Origin of the sequence: Rhizobium sp. AB2/73, assembly GCF_020871915.1 — a bacterium.
GTDB lineage: Bacteria > Pseudomonadota > Alphaproteobacteria > Rhizobiales > Rhizobiaceae > Rhizobium > Rhizobium dioscoreae.
In genome coordinates this window covers 542,260-562,114 of sequence record NZ_CP067073.1, presented here as the reverse complement: position 1 = coordinate 562,114, position 19,855 = coordinate 542,260, and the positions used below count along the sequence as shown (strand labels likewise).

Sequence of the window (19,855 nt, the reverse complement as noted above, 5' to 3'; positions counted from 1 at the left end):
CTTCGCCGTCGGCAAGGTCATCGCTCCAGACGAATTGCTTGTGGAATGGCCGCGTTCCATTCACGCAAGTCGGGCACCTGCCGCGCATTCCCGATTGTTCATATACTCCTTGAGGCCAGTTGTCCGGCAGCCTGCTATCTTTAAATTCTGCCTGTTGAATTTGTCTTCAAGCAACTCGCTTGCGCGATACGATGCCCATCTCATGAATCTTGCAAATCAACACCGAACAGCTCCTGGTGCATGTGCTCGACTGCGATGCCGATGCCGCCGACCAGAGCCGCCCGATTGCCAAGCTGACTGATCTCGATGCGAGGTGGGTAAGGCGTACAACGTGGCAAATACCTGCGAATGGCTTCAACAAGTTCGGGGCGCGCGCCGATACTGCCGCCCATGATCACCGGTTCCGGATCGAGGGTGGCACCGATCGCGGCAATGGCAAGCGCAATCGATCGTGAAGTTTCCTCAATCACCGCAACAGCGGCCGGCTCGCCAGCCACCAGAGCCGAAAAAAGATCCGCGACTGTTGCGTCGCTCTGCCCGCCATATCCGGAATAGCGCCGCACCATCGCCGCGCTACCCACGGCGGGACGGCCGCGATTTTGGTTCCGCCTAGATCGATCGATGCAGCGAAACCGGCACTTGCATCGAGCTCGTAGGTTATTGCGGTTCTCCCCAGGCGCCCATCGGTGTATCCAATCGGCTTCAACCAACCATTATTTTCGAGATTGCGAACGACGTCGGAAATCGTTTGCTTGGACAATCGCGTTTGCTTGGCGATATCCGCGCGGGAAATGGGGTCTTTTGCAAGTATGGTCCGAACGACGGAATATATATATGAGCTTGGCTTTCAACTGAACCGTTATGGATATGCTTCAGCCGTTGCCATCATCGGTGCGATTCTCGTCTTTATTATCAACTATGCCGTTCACCGACTGGTGCGACCTGTGAATGACGGGAGTGCAACGTGAGCAGAGATTTTCATGCGCTAGGCGCGGTGCTACCCTCACGTATCATTCTTTGGTTGTTCGCGGTCTTGGCGATTGTTCCCTTCACCCTTCTGATACTTACGTCTCTGAAGAGCCGCGCCGATCTGATACAAGGCGCATTCGTATTGCCAGCCTATCCGCATTTCGAGAACTATGCAAATGCTTGGATCGATGGCCGGTTTAATGTCTATTTCCTGAACTCCGTCATGATTGTTTTCCCCGTTGCCGTGGTTAGCATCATACTTGGCACGTTGACGGGATTCGGATTCGCGTTCCTGACCTTTCCGTTCAGGCGAACCATTTTCGTCCTTTTAACTGTTGGCATGATGGTGCCGACCGAAGCCTTCATTATACCACTCTACTATGAAATGCGCTATGTCGGCCTCATAAATACGTATGCTGCGCTGATCCTTCCCCAAATTGCCATGTCTCTGCCTTTTGCCACCATGTTCATGGCCAGCGCGATGCAACAGCTACCATCGGAAATCATAGAAGCAGCAGTTCTCGATGGGGCATCCAGAAGATACATTCTTTCAAAAGTTATCGTACCTTTGATGCTGCCGTCGATGTCTACGCTGGCATTGTTCCTGTTTATTTGGGCATGGAATGAGTTTCTTATTCCGCTTGTTCTTGTCAATGACGATAACTGTCGCACTCTGCCAATTGGTATGTTATTTTTCCAGGGACGTTATACGGTCAATACGCCCGTGTTGACGGCGGGCGCTGTCATCGTCATCGGACCACTCATTCTTGCCTATATGTTCTTCCAACGGAAACTCATCACAGGCCTGACGGCTGGAGCGACGAAGTAAAACCACCTTGCTCTCGATTGAGGAGATCGGTCGCGCGCTCGGGTGCCATGGAGTAATGGGAATCTTTTCGCCGAGCATCGCACCATTCCCGCGCCGAATGCGGCCATGCAATTATTGGATCCCCTAATCGCTTTGCCGGTTGAGATGACGCGCAAATCTGGTTATCTGCCTGTCCGTCCAATTCGCGAATAGTAAGGTCCCGGCCGTATGGCTCCCAATTTCCTCGTCACCCATTCCGGCGGCTTCCATGCCGACGAACTATTGTCCAGCGTCATTCTCACGCGGCTTTTCCCTGATGCGCGCCTGGTTCGCAGCAGGGCGCCAGAATGGATCACACCCGGTGTCGATCGCATTGTCTATGATGTCGGCGGCGCTTATGATGCGACTGCCGGGATTTTCGATCATCACCAGCGCGGCGCACCGCGGCGCGACGATGGTCAGCCCTTCAGCTCGTTCGGGTTGATCTGGAAACATTTCGGTCGCGACTACCTGACAGCCCTTTTGGTCCCAAGCGGCTTTGTCGAAACCGTGCATGCGGCTTTCGATGCCGGCTTCGTCCTGCCGATCGACTTGGTTGACAATGGTGCGCTCAGCCCGGATAGTGCCGGCCTGCTGGCTGGGTTGACCCTGCCGTCGTTGCTCGAAACATTGAAGCCCGTCTTCGACGACGCGGACCCGGAGGCGACTGATCGGGCATTCCACGCCGCCATTGCGATCGCCCGCAATTTCGTCGAAGCGAAGATTGCCGGACTCCATGCGAAACAGCGTGCCGAAACTCTGGTGCTGCAGGCGATTGCGTCCGCCGGCGAGAGCCGTGTTCTCGAACTGCCGATGGGCATGCCGTTTCGTTCGGCGATCGTGAAGGCGGGTGCCGATCATCTCCTGTTCGTGGTCCATCCGCGCGAGGCCGACTGGTGCCTGACGGGAATTCGACGCGCGGAGGAAGGATTTGAACTGCGAGCCGATCTTCCGGCGGGCTGGGCCGGGTTGAGCGGGCGCGACCTGGAAATGGCGACCGGTATTGAGGGCGCCAGTTTCTGCCACAACGGCCGCTTTATCGCCGCCGCCAAAACGCGAGAGGCGGCGCTTGCTCTCGCCAGATTGGCGGTGAATGACGCGGAGCAAGGAGCCGGTTGACTATTGGCTCGAGGCCGAGCGCGATCGCCGTTTCACGGGGCGACTCCGGCCTGAGCATTGAGCGGATCGGCATACGGAAGCCACTCATTTTGCAACCAGAACCGGGTTGCTCCTGAATCCGCACGCTGTTCAGATTGGCTGAAAATACTTCCAGCTGAAATTATTTGGGGATGATCCCGCGTCACCGTTGCTCCCATGAGCATGGATTGGCACGATCACGACACCAAAAAGGAGGCTTGTCATGCGCTTATCCGCCCCGCCGATGTCGAAAGAACGACTTGCGCAGTTGCTCGCTGGTTTTTCGCCGGATACCAAGCAGCAAGTGGGCCAAACCGGTATGCGGAGCCAGGACGGTGGAAAAGTGATATGCGAAGAAGGCTCGCCCGGCGGAACTAATTCGCAGTAGCTTAAGATCGCGCTCGAAGCGTTGGTAGGGAAACGTGCGGACGCGACAGAAAGGGCGCATCAAGGTGATAGTCAACAGTTTGGCTCATCCGGCAGACCGTAAACCGCGGCGGGCTGGCTCACACCCTTCAGCGTGAAAATCCCGAGCCGTTCAAATCCGTCTTGGACCTGCGAAGCGAATAGTTCGGAGGCCAACACGCTGCGTTGGACCGTATCGCACAACTTTTCCATCCGCGCCGCCTCGTTGACAGCTCTGCCGATTGCCGTGAAATCAAGTCTGCGGGCAGCTCCGACGTTTCCGTAGAATACGTCTCCGATATGCAGAACGATATCGACGAGGAGCCGTGGTTCCTCGGAAACCATGCGTGCCCGGTTGACCGCCGCATTCGCCTCGATTGCCATCTTCGCCGCGGACAGGGCCCTTTCACACGCGTTGGCCGGATCTTCGATATCTGTCGGGAAGATTGCAAGTAGGCTATCGCCCATGAATTTGAGGATCTCGCCGCCGAATTGCTCGACTGGCCCTCCGATCGCGTCGAAATGCTCGTTCAGCCAACCGACGATACGCTCGGGCGGAAAACCTTCGTTTAGCGCCGTGAAATTCTTCAGGTCCGCAAGCAGGATGGCGGCATGGATGGCATCACCATTGCCACGCCGTGTCTGGCCGCTGAGAATGCGGCCGCTCGTGCGGGCTCCGGTATAAACGGCGAGCATGTCTGTCGCCACACGCATCGCCGCGATACGGCAACATGCGAGGGCGAGAGCCGGTAGAAATTCATCCAGGGCGGCAATCTGGCCGTCGGAGAACCCCTCCGGGTTATCGACGGCCAAGGAGAAGCCGATACCGGCCAGCGCGGTTCCCCCAGGAAACCGGGCAAGTTTTACCAGGTAATCGGTTGCCCCAAGATCGGAGAGTTCGTTTAGCAGCGGGAACCCGGCCGCGTCACCGCCGGGCGGCAGTCTCCAGCGCCCAACATCGAGCTCTCGTGAAAGAAGATACGAAATAGGCGAGCGGCGAAACATCGCGTCACCCGCTTCGCCGTGCTCTTGTATTTCGAGAGAGATGCTCGACGACCGCGACCAGGAAATAGAAGAGCCCTTTTGAAGTGGATCGATGGACGGCATGGCTATGGACGCCCTAACGAGTGGGTAGCCGAGCCTGGTCAGCCGTTCTGAAACTCCGGTCAGGATCTCTTCGATGCTGTCGCTGGTTAGGCCCATGGCTATGATCCAGTCGACCAACTCCCGCGTCTGCGTCACTTCGCAAGGCCCTCCGAACGGCAACATTTGAGAAGATCGTCGACCGAATTTGGTGCTCCGGTCCAAATCAATGGGCAGCCTAGCATGGAAACTGGCGAAAGTACCTTGCGCGCGCACGAGGGGGGTGGACGGCCATGAACAAGATCCGCGAATAGTCGCGCGGGTGCCGGCAATCGTCGACGTGTGGGATGCTGCCGAAGAGCTGCCGGGGTAGGTGCCAACCGTCGTCATATCATTGAAATGCCAGCTGGCAGAAACAAGTGTGGCAAAGTGGCGACACGTGTCGATCACTAAGCAAAAAGCCGTAGTTTCCTAAGAATAGTCCATAGTTTTCTAAAATACCGCCGCCTCGAATGCAGCCATCCTCGCCATGGTAACCATTCGGTGCGCTATGGATATTCAATTCTCAGGTTTTGAAATTTTTGCTCCGAAAATAGAGGTGGCCTGGACTATTCCGCAACGGCCAAATGCCCGCCGCGCCCGTGCGGGGACGGAGCTCCCCTCCGATCACACGCATGCTGGACCGCATCCCGCTCCGAAGCCGATGCTGCCCGGGGACACGGATATCACAGCAGATCGAAAGCCAGACATCTGGATGGGACGCGTACACCAAGAATTGCGAAATTTCGCCGACGGCGCAGGCGGGGATACCGATCAAAGCGTGAAGCGCTTTATCCGGTTTCCAGCATGCCGGCAACGCCAGAGGCGATCAGGATCAGATCTGACGAGACTTGCATCCGATGATGGATTTTCGCCGCAGGCATGAAACGCGCCCGAGGCATCGATCATCCATGACTTGTGTGTAGTGCCATAAAGCCAGCCTTAGGAATTCGGCAAAGCCGATGCTTCAATTGATCGGGAGAGTCGCATGAACACTGAAAAGATCATAATCTTTGACACCACTTTGCGTGACGGCGAGCAAAGCCCCGGCATCAACCTCGACGCCGGGGAAAAGGTCGAGATCGCGCTTATGCTCGAAGGGCTGAAAGTCGACGTGATCGAGGCCGGCTTTGCCGTCTCCAGTCCAGGCGAGTTCGATGCCATCAAGGCCGTGGCGAGTGTCGTGAAGGACAGCACGATTTGCAGCCTGAGCCGCGCGGTCGAGCGCGATATCGATCTGACGGCGGAGGCTGTTTCCGGTGCGGCATCGTCCCGTATCCATATCGTGCTGGCGACCTCGCCCATTCACATGAAATATAAGTTGCAAATGACTCCGGAAAACGTGCTCGAACATGCCGTTCGCGCGGTGGCTCACGCGCGACGTTATTCCGAGAATATCGAATTTTCCTGCGAGGACGCGAGCCGATCGGAGCCTGAATTTCTTGCCCGTTTCGTGGAACAGGTGATCAAAGCCGGCGCAACCACGGTCAGTCTGCCTGATACGGTCGGCTACGCCACGCCTTACGAATACGGCAAGCTATTCACCTATCTGCGCGATGTCGTGCCCAACGCTGACAAGGCCGTGTTCTCCGCGCATTGTCACAATGATCTGGGCATGGCTGTTTCCAACTCGCTCGAAGCGACCCGGCAGGGCGCGCGTCAGATCGAATGCACGATCAACGGTATCGGTGAGCGAGCGGGCAATGCGTCGCTTGAGGAGATCGTCATGGCGCTGCATACACGCGAGGATTTTTTCCGATGCCAAACCTCCGTTGAAACCCGTCGTTTGACGGCCGCATCCAGGCTCGTCTCGGAGATCACGGGTTTCGTTGTGCAGCCTAACAAAGCGATCGTCGGCAGGAATGCCTTCTCGCATCAGTCCGGCATTCACCAGGATGGCATGCTGAAGAACCCGCTGACCTATCAGATCATGACGGCGGCGGAGGTCGGTGCCGACGAGTATCGGCTGGTGCTAGGTAAGAATTCGGGCCGCAACGGTTTTCGCATGTGCATGCGCTCGCTGGGGGTCGAGTTCGGTTCCGATGCCGATCTCGATCGCGCTTTCTCCCGTTTCAAGGATATCGCCGATCAAAAGGCATCGCTTTGCGATGAGGATCTTCTGGCGACGGTTGTCGGTATGGAAGCCCTCTCCTTGGAAAGCCACATCGCCTAGTTCTGCTTCCAGAACGTCTAATCGGGATCGGCCATGTGCCGGAACCGCGCTTGCTGCGGACCTCGGCCGGCCCGGGAACCGCGCGTCAATAGTTTGCAGCATTCGGGAACGATGGTCACAGCGGAGAGGCGAGAAAATGACGGTGGATCTTTCAGTCGAAACGGCGGGCGACATTCGGATAGCCAAGCCGAGAACAGTGCCAAAAACAGGATATGAATTCCTGATCGATACGCTCGCGAGCTGGAATGTGCGTCACTATGCCGGCGTCACGGGAGGAGGGGTCATCCATTTGCTCAAACACATCGAGCCGATGGTCTCCGCCAACGACGGTGCCGAGTTCCCGGTTTTCTTCAATATCGGAGAGTATGTCGCCGGCTTTATTCCGTTGGGATACTATCTGGCGAGCGGGAAAATCGGCGCGGCTATTGCGACGACGGGAGCCGCAACGCGGCTGCTGACCTGCGGCCTGAGCGATGCGAAATTGCACAATATTCCCGCGATCTACCTCATTCCTCTTAGCCCCGCGGATACGCGATACCGAGCGCCGCTGCAAGATACGAGCCCGGAAGGCGCCGACGTCGTGGCTCAGCTGAAGGCCGAGCTGCCATCAGGCACATTCGTCCTGAATGATCCAGAACGTATCGGGGAGCAACTCGAGCAGGCCCGCAAGCACCTCGATCAGGGCTCGCCTATAGCACTTCTCATGCCGCCGGAGGCACTTGGAAAAATGGTGCCTGAGCCCGTCCATGCGCCTTGGCGTGGCGATTACGCCCATAAACCGAACAAGATCGACCACGGGGCGCTCGCTCATTTTCTGGCCGAATTCCCGCGGCAATCGGCTGGACGTCGGGTGATCGTGCTGGCGGGGGAAGAGGCCGCCATATACCCGTATATGCCTGTTCTCACCACACGTTTATGCAAGGCATTACAGGCACCGATCGTCTGGAGCATAAACGGGGCGAATGCGGTGGCGCGCAACAATGTCTTCGGTTTCGGCTATCTGGGATTTGGCGGTAACGATCGCGCAATGCAGCTCTGGAGAAGCCTTGGCCCTGACGATATTGTCATCACTCTCGGATTTTGCCCTGACGAATATACGCTTAATTTTTCGGACATACCTGCTCATACGACATGGAATTTCACCAATCTGGCCGCCCCTTATGGCAGCGTTGGGGGCGAGTTTCGGCATCGTGTGCGCGGCGAATATTTCGATGTTCGAGGACCGATCGATCAGGTCCTGAGCGAAGCGATCGGTCGGCTCGAGGGCCTTCAGCTGCCGCGCCCTCCGGCACCGGCTTTCGTGGCCGATCTTAATGATCGCGAGATCATGCCGCCGCGTCCTGGCACAATCGATATCGCCCGATTTTATCAGGAGCTCGATCGTCATTGGCGGCCGGGAAGCGTCGCATTCGATGACGTGTGCCTTGCCTACAAAGATCGTCAGTATGTCACGCAGCGCCCGCATTCGGACGTCCGCTTCCATTCGCTCTATCGCGGTTCGGCAATGGGCGGAGCATTCGGCGCGGCAATCGGCGCAAAGCTCGCGAAACCGGACGCGACGGTGTTCGCTTTTACGGGTGATGGCTGCTTCCGGTTGATTGCCGGTTGCCTGGCCGAAGCGCGATCCTTGGGGCTCGTCCTGTTCGTACTGGACAACGGCGCGCTTGGCATCATGGTGCAGGGCCTGCCCGTGGTCATTCCAGGCTATTCGTCCGATCGTTACCATAGCGATCTGCACCGCATCGACTTTGGATCGATGGCGCGCGCATGCGGCTGGGAAAGCCGCAAGCTGGCGCCGGATCTTAGCAACCTGGCCGAGATCATGCGCGAAAGCTACGGCCCTGGCCGCCCATCCATCCTGGTCGAGGTACCGGTCGACGCAGAGCAGGTGGTGGGACAAAATCCGCGGGCCAACAATCTGTAGCGCCACCCGAAGCGGCCGATGCCAGATCAATGCACCAGATCAATGTAATGGTGTCGAAGGCGTCATCTCCATGTCACCGATGACCGTATCGAAATAGTTGTCGGCGATTTCAAGCAGAGCTTCCGCTATGCACTGAGGCTCCGATCCATCTTGCAGGAGATCCTGCACGGCCGCATCGATTGTCCGCTGGAGTTGCTCGTGGCATTGCCGCTTCGATTGATCTGCAAAACCGATCAGCCATTGCTTAGCTGGCATGACGATGCTCTCCTCCATGACGACAGACGTCCATATTTATCGACAAGGTATAGCGGAGGTGAGCGCAGGCAACCGCTGCAAGGCTATTTTTCAAGCGAAGTACCATCATTTGCTCGCCGTTACGAATAGGCAATTCTCCTATTCTAGGAGTGGTTGTAGCGCTTGGGAGCGGCCGCCGTGCTTTTCAATAAGCCTCGCGGCAGTGGTCACGTACCCACATATGTGCTAATGTGGGTCTTTCCAGTTCAGGAGCACGCTAGATGAGCCGTTTAACGATCGACATGACAGACCAGCAACATCAAAGCCTAAAGGCGATGGCCGCTTTGCAGGGTAAGACAATCAAACAATATGCACTTGAGCGTCTCTTTCCCGGGGATATAGATGGAGATCGAGCCTGGGAGGAGTTAAAGATGTTGATGAATACGCGCATCAATGATGGGCTCGCCGGAAAACTGTCGACTAAAACCGTCGGTGACATCCTCGATGAAGAAATTGCCGAGGATCGTGCTTGACGGCTTACATTCTTACCGCGGATGCAGAATCGGATTTGCGCTCTGTAATCCGCTACACGCATGCGCAATGGGGTGCAGCTCAGGTGCGCTGGTACATCTCGGCTTTGGAGCGAGGTTTTGCAAATCTTGCCGAGGGTAAGGGTCCTTTTAAGGATATGAGGGCGCTTTATCCGGCATTGCGAATGGCGCGATGTGAACACCACTATGTCTTTTGTCTGCTTCGCGAAGATGCACCTGCACTGATCGTGGCGATTTTTCATGAACGAATGGATTTGATGAAGCGATTGGCTGGCCGTCTGAACGAATGATCTTTGGACGAAGGCGAGATGTCTTGCAGATGGTGGAGGTGGTCGGATAGGATCACGCATCAAGCCCAGTCGTTGTCCGATCGATCTACGCGCCGTCGTCGCGACCCCGTTACATATGCAAGCCACGTGCGCGCCGATGTGTTGAAATTGCTGGCGCCTCCGGTTGGCGTCCGCCGGCGTTTCGCATTGAATGGATCAGCGCCGAATCGAAATATGGTAGGCGGCGGCGATGTATATGCCCGCAAAGTCACCGCCCCGCGGTGAGATCAGCTGGAAGTGCCCGTAAAAAATCCCGCTGAAAACTATTGCAACCGGCAATCGTTCCGCTGATTTTGGCAACAAAGCCATCTACATCAGACTAAAGTCCGGTTTGTGATTGGACCTAGGACCAAGGACGCAATCTTTAGTCCTAATGCCATGGATTGCCCCGGCCTTTGCGCCAGTTGTTTCCCGCGAGGGAAGCGGCGGGATATTCGGCCGCTGTCGTAGTGCATGCGGAGAGATCGATGAATATGGACGGCGCGCGTGAAAGCGGCATCCCAGCCCCGGCATTCACCAATGCTTCCGTCGGTGGCTGTATCATCGGCTTCGTCGCCAAGGGCGGCAATGGCTGTGGAAGCTAAGCGAAGGACCACGGTTGCGGTTGTCGTACCGATGTTCAACGCCGAACGAACGATCGGTGCGACCCTGGCCAGCATCTGTCGCCAGACGCATCAGGAGCTCGATATCATCATTGTCGATGATGGATCTTCGGATCGATCATTATCGATCGTGGCTGAATACGCGAGGCAGGATCCACGAATCCGGATTCTTCGGCAGGCCAATAGCGGTGTCGCCGTCGCGCGTAACAACGGTGCGGCCGCGACCGACGCCGAATTTCTCGCATTTATCGATGCCGACGATTTATGGGCTCCGTCAAAGATCGCCCTTCAGTGGCAAGCGCTTGACATGGGCGGGCCGTCGGTGGGATTGGCCTATTGCTGGTATGCGCTCATTGACGAACATAGCCGCGTGTTTTCGCTGCATAACCGGCCAAGCCATGAAGGATATGTGCTTCAGCGCATGTGCAGAAACAATTTCGTCGGCAACGGCAGTTCGATGCTCATGCGTCGTTCCGCCTTCGAGGGCGCCGGGCAGTTCGACCCATCCTTAAGGGCACGCAACGCGCAGGGTTGCGAGGATCTTCTGATCTGCCTCAGAATTGCGGAGAATTACGAATTCCGCGTCATACAGCAGCACTTGATCGGCTACCGCATGACGAACACGAACATGTCGAGCGACGTCAGGCGGATGCTCTCTTCATGCGAAATCGTCCTCGCCGAGTATCGTGAAAAATATCCTCAGTATGGCAGCGATCTCGATGCCCATCTGGTCGATATGATCCATTGGCTGGTCGTCAGAGCTTTTGTCAGCGGTCGCTTTTTCGATGGTTGTGATCTGCTGCGGCGATTTCTGGCATTGGAGCCACGTCAGGCGATTTCGAGCCTGCCAAACATATTCGACGTATATTGCCGTGCCAGGCTGGTTCCCGATTGGCTCAAGGTTCGGCTGAGGGGATTGCAAAGAAACGCGGAGTTGCGGCCGCTCTATATGGAGACGATCCCGTGAGGCCGGGCGGTTCGTTTCTCACGCGGCTGCAACGGCTCTTCCGTCTGGCGGAGGCGCCTGCCTGGGCAGGACCGACCATCATCGGGCTCGGCCTTGCCGCCGCGGTTCTAGAGGGTGCAGGCCTCTTTCTCTTCATTCCCCTCATTCAGAGTCTCGGCGCCGTAGCGGCGCAGCAGGGAGAATGGCAGCGAATTTTCGACCGGCTGCTCGCGCCCGTTCCACAAAGCCACTTGACGGCATTCCTGGTGGGCGTGCTGTGCGTCAGCATTCTTCTGAAGAACGCCGTCCATCTCGTCAATATCTGGGTGACCCGGTATATCGACGGTCTCGTTGCGCATCGGCTAAGAGCAAGGGTCTTCGATCAGACGATAAGCTCGTGCATCGACTACCGGGTGGAAAACAAACGCTCCGATATCGTCACGACGATCGCCAACAACACCTGGAAAGTCAGTCAGGCCCTAAGCCTTGCTTATCGTTTGATGATCTGCTTCTGCACCTTCGCCGTCTTCATGCTGCTGATGCTGCTGATTTCCATCCGTCTGACCTTCTTCTCGACGATATTCCTGCTCATGGGCGCCATGGCCATTCGCCTGGCCACTCGGCGCGCGGACGAGACCGGCAAGGCCGTTGTCGAGGAAAACAAGCAGTTCGGCCTGAGGATGTGGGAGAGCATCAACGCGCTGCAATTGATCCGCGCCTTCGCCCAGGAGGACTACGAACGCAACCGCTTCCGGGAGACTTCCGACAATGTGCGGCGACGCCTTCTGAAGCTCGATATGCTGTGGGCGACACCGGGACCTGTCTCGGAAATCTCGATTACGATCCTGATCGGTGCGCTCGTTCTTGTCGCTCAATCGGTAGGATTGGGCATTGCGGCACTGGCCGCGTTTCTCTCGCTGCTATATCGTCTGCAAGGCCCAACGCGCGAGTTGCTGCAATCAAAGATCGCGCTCGATGGGCTCGCCGGCAGCATCGACGATGTCGACGACTTCCTCCGCACGACGGAGAAGCCTTTTCTCTCGCAGGGGCACGTGCAGGCGCCCGCCTTCAAGAAAGCCGTCGAATTTCGCGATGTCTCCTTCCGCTATGCGCCTGCTCAGCCGCTTGCGCTGGAAGATGTCTCCTTCAGCATTCCTGCCGGCAAAACCACGGCGATCGTCGGCGAGTCAGGGGCCGGCAAATCCACAGTGATGGCGCTGCTCTTTCGCTTCATGGATCCGACATCCGGTGCGATCGTGGCAGACGGTATGCCTCTTTCAGAATTCGATCTTCGAAGCTGGCGCAAACGCCTGTCGCTGATGTCGCAGGAGGTTCATCTCTTCAACGACACGATTGCAGGCAACATCGCCTATGGCGATCTGGAGGCCGGGCCGGCCGAGATCCGCAAAGCTGCCGAAATCGCCAAGGCGGATGATTTCATCCGCCTGCTTCCGGATGGCTACGGCACACGGATCGGCGATCAGGGAATGCGCCTGTCGGGCGGGCAGAGGCAGCGCGTGGCGCTCGCGCGAACGATCCTTCGAAATCCCGATATCCTGCTCCTGGACGAGGCGACGAACGCGCTCGACGCCGAAACCGAACAGGCGTTTCAGCTGGCGCTCGACGAGTACTCACACAACCGCACCGTTGTCGTGATCGCTCACCGGCTCTCGACCGTTCTGGCCGCCGATCAGATCATCGTCATGACGAAGGGCCGTGTGGTCGAGGCTGGTTCGCCGGAAGAACTCTTCAAGCGGCAGGGACATTTTTCCAGGCTACACGAATTTCAGCACGGCCGCCGCGGCGGGCGGGAGTTGGGTGATGAGTTACAAGCTTATTGATATCGAGTTGTCGAAGCCCCTGGCGCCGATCGAACTCTCGGCTGAGCAGACCGGTGTCGGCTTGATCGCGCGATGGCAGGGCCGGCTGATCGCATTTGAAATGATCGAGCGACCCGCCGGCTCCATGCTGCCAGCCGAGAGCTTGAAATCCCTTGCTGATGAGCGATTTGCGGAACGCATCCTCGTCGCGAAGCTGGAGGAGGAGCTGAGGGCGCGCTTGCCGGCGAGCGAGACGACGCTGCCCAGTCTCAGCATCGCGATCTGCACCAAGGATCGTGCGCAGCGCCTCTCCCGGTTGCTGCGGTCGCTCGATCAGGTTCGGGATGAATCTCCCTTCCAGTTCGTCGAAATCATCGTGGTCGACAATGCCTCGGTGGATGCGGCCACGCGCGAAGCCGTCGAGAGTTTCCGCGATATCCGCTACGTTTTCGAACCGAAGGCTGGGCTGGATTTCGCACGAAACGCCGCCCTTCATGCGGGTTGGGGCGATATTATCGCCTATCTGGACGATGATGTCGTGGTGGACCGCAATTGGCTTGCAGGCCTTGCCAAGGCGTGCCGCGACAACCCTGGCGTCGGCGGTTTCACCGGCCTCGTGCTGCCGTTTCGTCTCGACACCGAGGCGCAGATCTTTTTCGAGCGACGCGGAGGGTTCGGTCGCGGCTTTACGCGACGGGAGTTTCACAAGGCGCGCTTTGACAATCCGCTCCATCCCGTCGGCGCCGGCGTTCTCGGCGCCGGCTGCAACATGGCCTTCGATCGCGCATTGCTGATCGAGCTCGGCGGCTTCGACGAGGCGCTCGATACGGGCGCGCCGCTGCCCGGAGGCGGGGATCTCGATATCTTTTACCGCGTCCTGCGCTCCGGACGCCCGATGATCTATGAGCCGGAATATGCGGTTTATCACGAGCACCGCGAAACCATTCCGCAGCTCAGGCGGCAATACTGGAGCTGGGGTCTTGGCATGATGGCCTTTCTCGTCAAGAGCTATCGCACCGATCGCGTGATGCGAGCGCGCCATCGCGCCATGGTCCGCTGGTGGTTCTTCGACCAGTTGAAGGCGCTTGCCCGCGCTGCGCGGCGGCTGCGTGGGCATGAGCTGCGTTTCGGTATCGCGGAGCTGTGGGGCGGAATCTACGGCCTTGCCGGTGAATACGATCGCTCGCGCGCCCGTATCAGGTCGATCCGGGAGCGCAATTCATGACGACGGAACGTTTTGAGGTGAGGCATGTCGATCTTGCTGCGGCGGATATCGGCGGCGCTCGCACGCCCGCATTGTCTATCTTCTGGTGGAAGGACCTGCCGCTCGGGGCACGGGCGTCCCTGGAGGACGAGCTACCTCACGGTGCCTCTCAATTGCGCCAGCTTGCTGCCGAACATGCGGCCGCACAACTCCAAGCGCGCAGCGTCGGGCTGGGCGCGCCGTTGCGTGCCACCTACGAGGGACAGCCCAAGCCCGCGCTCTCGCTGGAGACCGCGCTTGAATCGGAAAATCTGGTAGAGACGCTCGATGCGATCGCAATTCCATCCTCGGCTTCGGCGCGAGATGTCTCAGTGATTGTCTGCACCCGTGATCGTGGTTCGGCCCTGAGCAAATGTCTGGCCAGTCTCGCAGCGCAACGCAGCGCTCCGGGCGAGGTCGTCATCGTCGACAATTCCGAAGACGGGAACGCCAGGGACATCTGCAGGCAATTCCCCGATTTTCGCTATGTCCACGAGCCCCATGCCGGTCTAAGCCGAGCCCGGAACACTGGGATTCAAACCAGCCAGTTTGATATCGTCGCCTTCACCGATGACGACGTTGAAGCCCATCCGGGCTGGACCGCGGAGATCGCGCGTGCCTTTGCGGAACGGAATGTCGTCGACGCGTTCACCGGTCTGGTGCTGCCGGCGCGTCTCGATACGGCGGCGCAATGCTCCTTTCAGTTCACCATGGGCGGCTTTGGCTCCACCTTTGTGCCGCTCACCTTCGACAGGCGTTTCTTTGAGGAGACGCGGCCGAGCGGAGCCCATGTCTGGAAGATCGGCGCCGGTGCCAACATGGCCTTTCGACGCTGCGTATTCGAGCGGGTTGGCCTCTTCGACGAACGCCTTGGCGCGGGGGCGGCGGGATGCTCTGAGGATTCAGAGCTTTGGTACCGACTGTTGGCGACCGGCGGCGTATGCCTCTACGAACCCCGGGCCGTTGTCTTCCACCACCATCGTAGCGACTGGCCCGGCCTCAAGCGCCAGATCAAAGCCTATATGAAGGGCCATGTCGCAGCCCTCGTGACGCAATACGACAATTTCGGCGATCGCGGAAACATCGTGCGCATCAGCAAGCAGCTGCCGGTCTATTTTGCGAAGACCTTCGTCAAGGCGCTTTTCGAAGGGCCTCCGGGCAGGCTCGGAATTTTGGCGGCCGAAGTCGAGGGCTGGCTCGCCGGCCTGCAGTTTCTCCTGCGCTTCGGCTGGAGAATGCGGCGAACCCCGATGGGGACCGCTGCTAAGGCTGAAAAGGGAATATCGCGATGATCAAGAAAGCAGCGCTTGGCCAGTTTCTGTCCGGAAACCCTTATCCGAACGGCTTAACGGATGGTCTGTTCTATCGCGAAAAGATGCGCGCCATCCATCGGGTGGCGCCAGTGGAAACCGGAGGCACCGGACGGGTGCTGGAAATCGGCGGCGGTCGCAGCGGTCTTGCCAGCATCCTTTATCCGCAGGCCGAAATCGTCACGCTCGACATCGACCCCGACCTTGCCGACCATCAGCCGTCCTGGGCGAAATCGACCTTCATTTGCGGCGACGCCTGCTCGCTGCCAATGGATGACGACAGTTTCGATATCGTCACCATGTTCGACGTGCTGGAGCACATCGAGGACGACCGCCGCGCAGCGCAGGAGGCGCTGCGGGTGGTACGGCCGGGCGGATATGTCCTCATCTCCACCCCCGAGATCAACTGGCATTATCCCTATTTCAGCGTCATGAAACGCCATTGCCCTAATGAAAGCGAACTGATGCGAGAATGGGGCCATGTCAGGCGGGGATACCGGGACCCGGAACTCGCGGCCCTTTTCGACAGACGCCCGGAACGGCGCGCTACCTTCATCAACGCCGCCACCGCGTTTTTCCACGACGTTTCGTTTTCCCGCATCGGACGCCGTCGTCGCAAGGTCCTCTATGCGCTGGCCGCGCCCGTGACCTTCCTCGGTTACTTGATACACCGGCCATCCACGCGTGGCACCGAGACGGCTTTTGCCTGGCGCAAATGAGAGGTGACCAGACATCAAAGGTGATCGCGCTTTTCCCTTGGGGAGACGTGATCGAAGAATTTCTCGATCCGATCGGGCTTGAACTTCAGGATTTCGCCGAGCGGATGACGGGAGGCTGGCTGTTCGGCTATGCGGCGGCACTGGGTTCGGCCGGCCACAAGCCGATCATCGTCTGTGCATCGGAGCGAGTGAACAGGATTGAGTGCTATGAGCATTCCGGCACGGGCACGCCGATCTGGGTCGCACCGGCAAAGCGGCCACGCCAGGGCCATTCTCCTGCCGCCCATAGCCTGCGACGCTGGTCTGCAACACCGCTTTCAGCCTTCCGCGAGATTCTTTGCCGCTCCAAATGCGATCTGCTGCTTGCCCAGGAATATGAATATACGCGCTTCGATGCGCTGGCATGGCTGGCACGAGGCTTGGACCTCCCACTCTATGCCACCTTTCAGGGAGGGGATCGCACGCTGTCCTGGGTCGAGGCCGCCGCAAGACGGCTTTCGCTGCGCGCGTGCCGCGGCCTGATCGTTGCGTCTTCCGCGGAGCGTGAGCGTCTTGCCAGGGCCTATCCACGCATTGCTCCCAATATAGCGAATATCCCCAATCCGGTGGCTACCCAGGAATGGCAAGCGATGGATCGCAGCGAGGCGCGAGCAATTCTTGGCCTGCCGCGGGATTGCTTCATCGTCGTCAATCACGGGCGCATCGATATCCGCCGCAAGGGGCTCGATGTGCTTCTGAAGGCCTGGGAACGCTTCGCCGGTGCTTCTGCGTGCCGATTGGTGATCATTGGCTCGGGTCAGGACAATGACGCTTTCGCCAAACTCGTTCGCGCAAGCGAACTGGAGAATGTGCAATGGTTGTCCGGCTACATGACGGACCGAACCTTGATCCGCCGCTGGCTATCGGCCGCGGACGTCTATGTAACGGCTTCCCGTATCGAGGGCATGCCGGTCGCGCCATTGGAAGCCATGGCTTGCGGCCTTCCCGTCATCGCTTCGGATGCACAAGGCCTGCCGGACATTCTCGTCGGCGGCGAGGCCTCGGGCGGCCTGATGGTCGCGCAGGAACAGCCGGAGGAAATCGCGTGGGCCTTGGCGAGATTGAAAGATGATGGAGTTCTTCGCGCGCGACTGGGTGCCGCCGCCCGACGGCGGGTGATGGAAAAGTTTTCGATCGAAGCGGTTGGCGCCGCTCTCGATGAGTTCCTGACAACGGCACAGGTAAGGATCACATCCGGTCGCGATACCAGGCGAGCGCCGTCTCGATAATCCTTTCGATGCTGGAATGCCTAGGCACCCATCCAAGCTCTCGCCCGGCTTTATCGGCCGCAGCCACAAGAGCCGGTGGGTCGCCGGCCCTGCGGGGACCATAGGCAACCGGAAGACTGCGTCCACAAATGCGGCTGACGGCATCGACCAATTCCCTAACGGTCGTTCCGTTGCCGGTGCCGAGGTTGTAGATGTGTACGCCCTCATCCCGCAACAGCTTCTCTCCACCAAGGACATGAGCCTGCGCGAGATCGCTGACGTGAATGTAGTCGCGGATGGCCGTTCCGTCGCGCGTGTCGAAATCGGTGCCGTTGACGGTGAAGGTTCGGCCCGGTCTGATCGCCGCTTCTATGGCGAGCGGCACGACATGGGTCTCGGGCTCGTGCCGTTCACCGATCTCGCCATCGGGATCGCAGCCGGCCGCATTGAAATATCGCAGCATCACCGCGTTGAGGCCGTGGGCGCGCGAGAAATCCTCCACCATCCGCTCGATCATGAACTTCGACCATCCATAGGGATTGATCGGCCGCTGCGGATGGCTCTCGTCAATCGGGGTGCGGGTCGGAATGCCATAGGATGCGCAGGTGCTTGAAAAGATCAGCCGGTTGACGCCCGCTTTGAGCATTTCCTCGATGAGAACCAGCGTCCCGAACGTGTTGTTCCGATAGTAGAGTTCAGGAAACTCGACGGATTCGCCGACATAGGCATAGGCCGCGAAATGGGCGACCACATCCGGACGGTATTGGCGTAACGTCGCCGCCACCGCCTCGGCGTCGGCAATATCGCCTTCGACCAGCGGCCCCCATTTCACGGCGTCACGCCAGCCGCGGGACAGATTGTCGTAGGTGACAACCGACCATCCAGCCTCGGCGAAGGCCTTGCAGCAATGCGATCCGATATAGCCGGCTCCGCCGGTGACAAGGACCGTCCTCATTCGGCGGCGATCGCGTGTGAGCGGCCAGACGAAAGCAGTTCCTCGAAATAGGCGATCGTCTTGCCAAGCCCGGCTTTCAACTGAACCTTCGGTTTCCAGCCGAGTTCGCGCGACGCGAGCCCGATATCCGGCTGCCGTTGCCTGGGATCATCGGCCGGCAGTGGCAGGTATTTTATCGCCGAGCGGCTGCCGGTCAGTTCTATCGCGAGATTGGCAAGTTCCAGCATCGTAAACTCCGCCGGGTTGCCGAGATTGATCGGGCCTGTGACCTCGTCCTTTGTTCCCATCAGGCGAACCAGGCCGTCGATAAGATCGTCGACATAGCAGAACGAGCGCGTCTGCTGGCCGCTGCCATAGACCGTTATCGGCTTGTTCTGCAGCGCCTGCACGATGAAGTTGGAGACGACGCGGCCGTCATCGGGGCGCATCCTTGGGCCATAGGTGTTGAAGATGCGCGCCACCTTGATCCGTAGCCGGTGCTGACGCCAGTAATCGAAGAACAGGGTCTCCGCGCAGCGCTTGCCCTCGTCGTAGCAGGAGCGCGGGCCTATCGGGTTCACCCGGCCCCAATACTCCTCCTGTTGGGGATGGATCTCGGGATCGCCATAGACTTCGGATGTCGAGGCCTGGAGGATCTTGGCGCCGACCCGCTTGGCGAGGCCAAGCATGTTGATCGCGCCGTGGACGCTGGTCTTGGTGGTCTGCACCGGATCGAACTGATAGTGAACCGGGCTCGCCGGACAGGCGAGATTATAGATCTCGTCGACCTCCACATAAAGGGGGAAGGTAATGTCGTGGCGGACGATTTCGAAAGATCTGCTATCGAGCAGATGCGAGATGTTGCTTTTCCGTCCTGTAAAAAAATTATCTACGCAGATAACCTCGTGTTTTTCTTGCAAAAGCCGTTCGCATAGGAAGGAGCCGAGAAAACCTGCGCCGCCGGTAACCAGGATTCGCTTTGTTTGCTGCATGACGGTTAGCTCGCCACTAGTGGCGTGATATCGCAGCCGTCGGAAGCCATGCCGGATGCCGGGGCTGGGATGCCGCTTTCAAGGACGCCGTTGATATTCATCGACCTTCTCCGCATGCATTACGACAGCGGCCGGTATCCGACCGCTTTCATCGCCGGAAACAACTGGCGCAAAGGCCCGGGCAATCCATGGCATTAGGACCAAAGATTGCGCCTTCGGGCCTAGGTCCTGTCGTGGATTGGACTTTAGTCCGATGGAAGCCGAAAGCCTTCCGGACGGCAGGATGGCGGGCATCGCGTCCTGGCTGCCAATGACCGATTGATCGGCCCTGGATTGGCTGACATAGTGCCG

The 19,855-nt window shown here is 58.6% G+C and carries 15 protein-coding genes and 3 pseudogenes; 13 read left to right on the top strand and 5 right to left on the bottom strand.

The features are described from left to right. Nucleotides 1-200: 200 nt before the first annotated feature. A pseudogene (locus I8E17_RS28625) lies at nt 201-811 on the bottom strand (ROK family protein). A gap of 16 nt (nt 812-827) precedes the next feature. Here I8E17_RS28625 and I8E17_RS28620 point away from each other — a divergent pair. The 3 genes and pseudogenes from I8E17_RS28620 to I8E17_RS28610 form a co-directional block, all read left to right on the top strand. Beyond that, nucleotides 828-968, top strand: a pseudogene (locus I8E17_RS28620) (sugar ABC transporter permease); the annotation flags it as partial. After that, nucleotides 965-1,798, top strand: coding sequence for a carbohydrate ABC transporter permease (locus I8E17_RS28615; RefSeq protein WP_113367449.1), 834 nt, complete (start codon nt 965-967; stop codon nt 1,796-1,798). The pseudogene I8E17_RS28620 and the gene I8E17_RS28615, both read left to right, overlap by 4 nt. Before the next feature lie 207 nt (nt 1,799-2,005). Beyond that, nucleotides 2,006-2,935 (top strand): MYG1 family protein, encoded by a 930-nt coding sequence (locus I8E17_RS28610; RefSeq protein WP_069615178.1) that lies wholly within the window; start codon nt 2,006-2,008, stop codon nt 2,933-2,935. A gap of 477 nt (nt 2,936-3,412) precedes the next feature. On the opposite strand, the gene I8E17_RS28605 is transcribed toward I8E17_RS28610, so the two are convergent. Continuing rightward, nucleotides 3,413-4,891, bottom strand: a complete 1,479-nt coding sequence (locus tag I8E17_RS28605) for an adenylate/guanylate cyclase domain-containing protein (protein ID WP_229002208.1) — start codon at nt 4,889-4,891, stop codon at nt 3,413-3,415. Nucleotides 4,892-5,468: 577 nt separating this feature from the next. Here I8E17_RS28605 and I8E17_RS28600 point away from each other — a divergent pair. Next, nucleotides 5,469-6,599: pseudogene (locus tag I8E17_RS28600) on the top strand (2-isopropylmalate synthase); the annotation flags it as partial. 190 nt (nt 6,600-6,789) lie between these two features. Then, nucleotides 6,790-8,577 (top strand): thiamine pyrophosphate-dependent enzyme, encoded by a 1,788-nt coding sequence (locus I8E17_RS28595; protein WP_113367446.1) that lies wholly within the window; start codon nt 6,790-6,792, stop codon nt 8,575-8,577. Nucleotides 8,578-8,616: 39 nt separating this feature from the next. Here I8E17_RS28595 and I8E17_RS28590 read toward each other — a convergent pair whose 3' ends face one another. Next, the gene (locus I8E17_RS28590) at nt 8,617-8,850 is read right to left on the bottom strand and encodes a hypothetical protein (protein ID WP_069615182.1); all 234 of its coding nucleotides are present in this window, start codon (nt 8,848-8,850) and stop codon (nt 8,617-8,619) included. A 242-nt stretch (nt 8,851-9,092) separates the two neighbouring features. Between I8E17_RS28590 and I8E17_RS28585 the strand changes: the two genes are divergently transcribed. The 8 genes from I8E17_RS28585 to I8E17_RS28550 all read left to right on the top strand — a co-directional run bounded on the left by I8E17_RS28585 (nt 9,093) and on the right by I8E17_RS28550 (nt 17,599). After that, a complete protein-coding gene (locus tag I8E17_RS28585; protein ID WP_069615183.1) occupies nt 9,093-9,344 on the top strand; it encodes an antitoxin in 252 nt (83 codons plus the stop codon). Next, nucleotides 9,341-9,652, top strand: a complete 312-nt coding sequence (locus I8E17_RS28580) for a type II toxin-antitoxin system RelE/ParE family toxin (protein ID WP_069615184.1) — start codon at nt 9,341-9,343, stop codon at nt 9,650-9,652. Before I8E17_RS28585 ends, I8E17_RS28580 begins: the two co-directional genes overlap by 4 nt. Nucleotides 9,653-10,258: 606 nt before the next feature. Continuing rightward, entirely contained in the window at nt 10,259-11,260 is a 1,002-nt protein-coding gene (locus tag I8E17_RS28575) for a glycosyltransferase family A protein (RefSeq protein ID WP_219511741.1), read from the top strand. Next, the gene (locus tag I8E17_RS28570) at nt 11,257-13,080 is read left to right on the top strand and encodes an ABC transporter ATP-binding protein (RefSeq protein ID WP_113367444.1); all 1,824 of its coding nucleotides are present in this window, start codon (nt 11,257-11,259) and stop codon (nt 13,078-13,080) included. Before I8E17_RS28575 ends, I8E17_RS28570 begins: the two co-directional genes overlap by 4 nt. Beyond that, complete coding sequence (locus I8E17_RS28565; RefSeq protein ID WP_113367443.1) at nt 13,061-14,284, top strand: glycosyltransferase; 1,224 nt, start codon at nt 13,061-13,063, stop codon at nt 14,282-14,284. The genes I8E17_RS28570 and I8E17_RS28565 overlap by 20 nt, the downstream gene beginning before the upstream one ends. Beyond that, a complete protein-coding gene (locus tag I8E17_RS28560) occupies nt 14,281-15,594 on the top strand; it encodes a glycosyltransferase (RefSeq protein WP_113367442.1) in 1,314 nt (437 codons plus the stop codon). Before I8E17_RS28565 ends, I8E17_RS28560 begins: the two co-directional genes overlap by 4 nt. Then, the gene (locus I8E17_RS28555; RefSeq protein ID WP_069615188.1) at nt 15,591-16,331 is read left to right on the top strand and encodes a class I SAM-dependent methyltransferase; all 741 of its coding nucleotides are present in this window, start codon (nt 15,591-15,593) and stop codon (nt 16,329-16,331) included. The genes I8E17_RS28560 and I8E17_RS28555 overlap by 4 nt, the downstream gene beginning before the upstream one ends. 47 nt (nt 16,332-16,378) lie before the next feature. Next, nucleotides 16,379-17,599 carry a glycosyltransferase family 4 protein gene (locus I8E17_RS28550; RefSeq protein WP_229002207.1) on the top strand — a complete coding sequence of 407 codons (1,221 nt, stop codon included), beginning with the start codon at nt 16,379-16,381 and terminating at the stop codon, nt 17,597-17,599. Here the strand turns inward: I8E17_RS28550 and galE are convergent. Together galE and I8E17_RS28540 are read right to left on the bottom strand one after the other, a co-directional pair. Further along, a complete protein-coding gene (galE, locus tag I8E17_RS28545; RefSeq protein WP_069615190.1) occupies nt 17,559-18,533 on the bottom strand; it encodes a UDP-glucose 4-epimerase GalE in 975 nt (324 codons plus the stop codon). The genes I8E17_RS28550 and galE overlap by 41 nt on opposite strands. Continuing rightward, on the bottom strand, nt 18,530-19,504 hold the full coding sequence (locus I8E17_RS28540; protein ID WP_113367440.1) for a UDP-glucuronic acid decarboxylase family protein: 975 nt from the start codon (nt 19,502-19,504) through the stop codon (nt 18,530-18,532). Before I8E17_RS28540 ends, galE begins: the two co-directional genes overlap by 4 nt. Nucleotides 19,505-19,855: the final 351 nt, after the last annotated feature.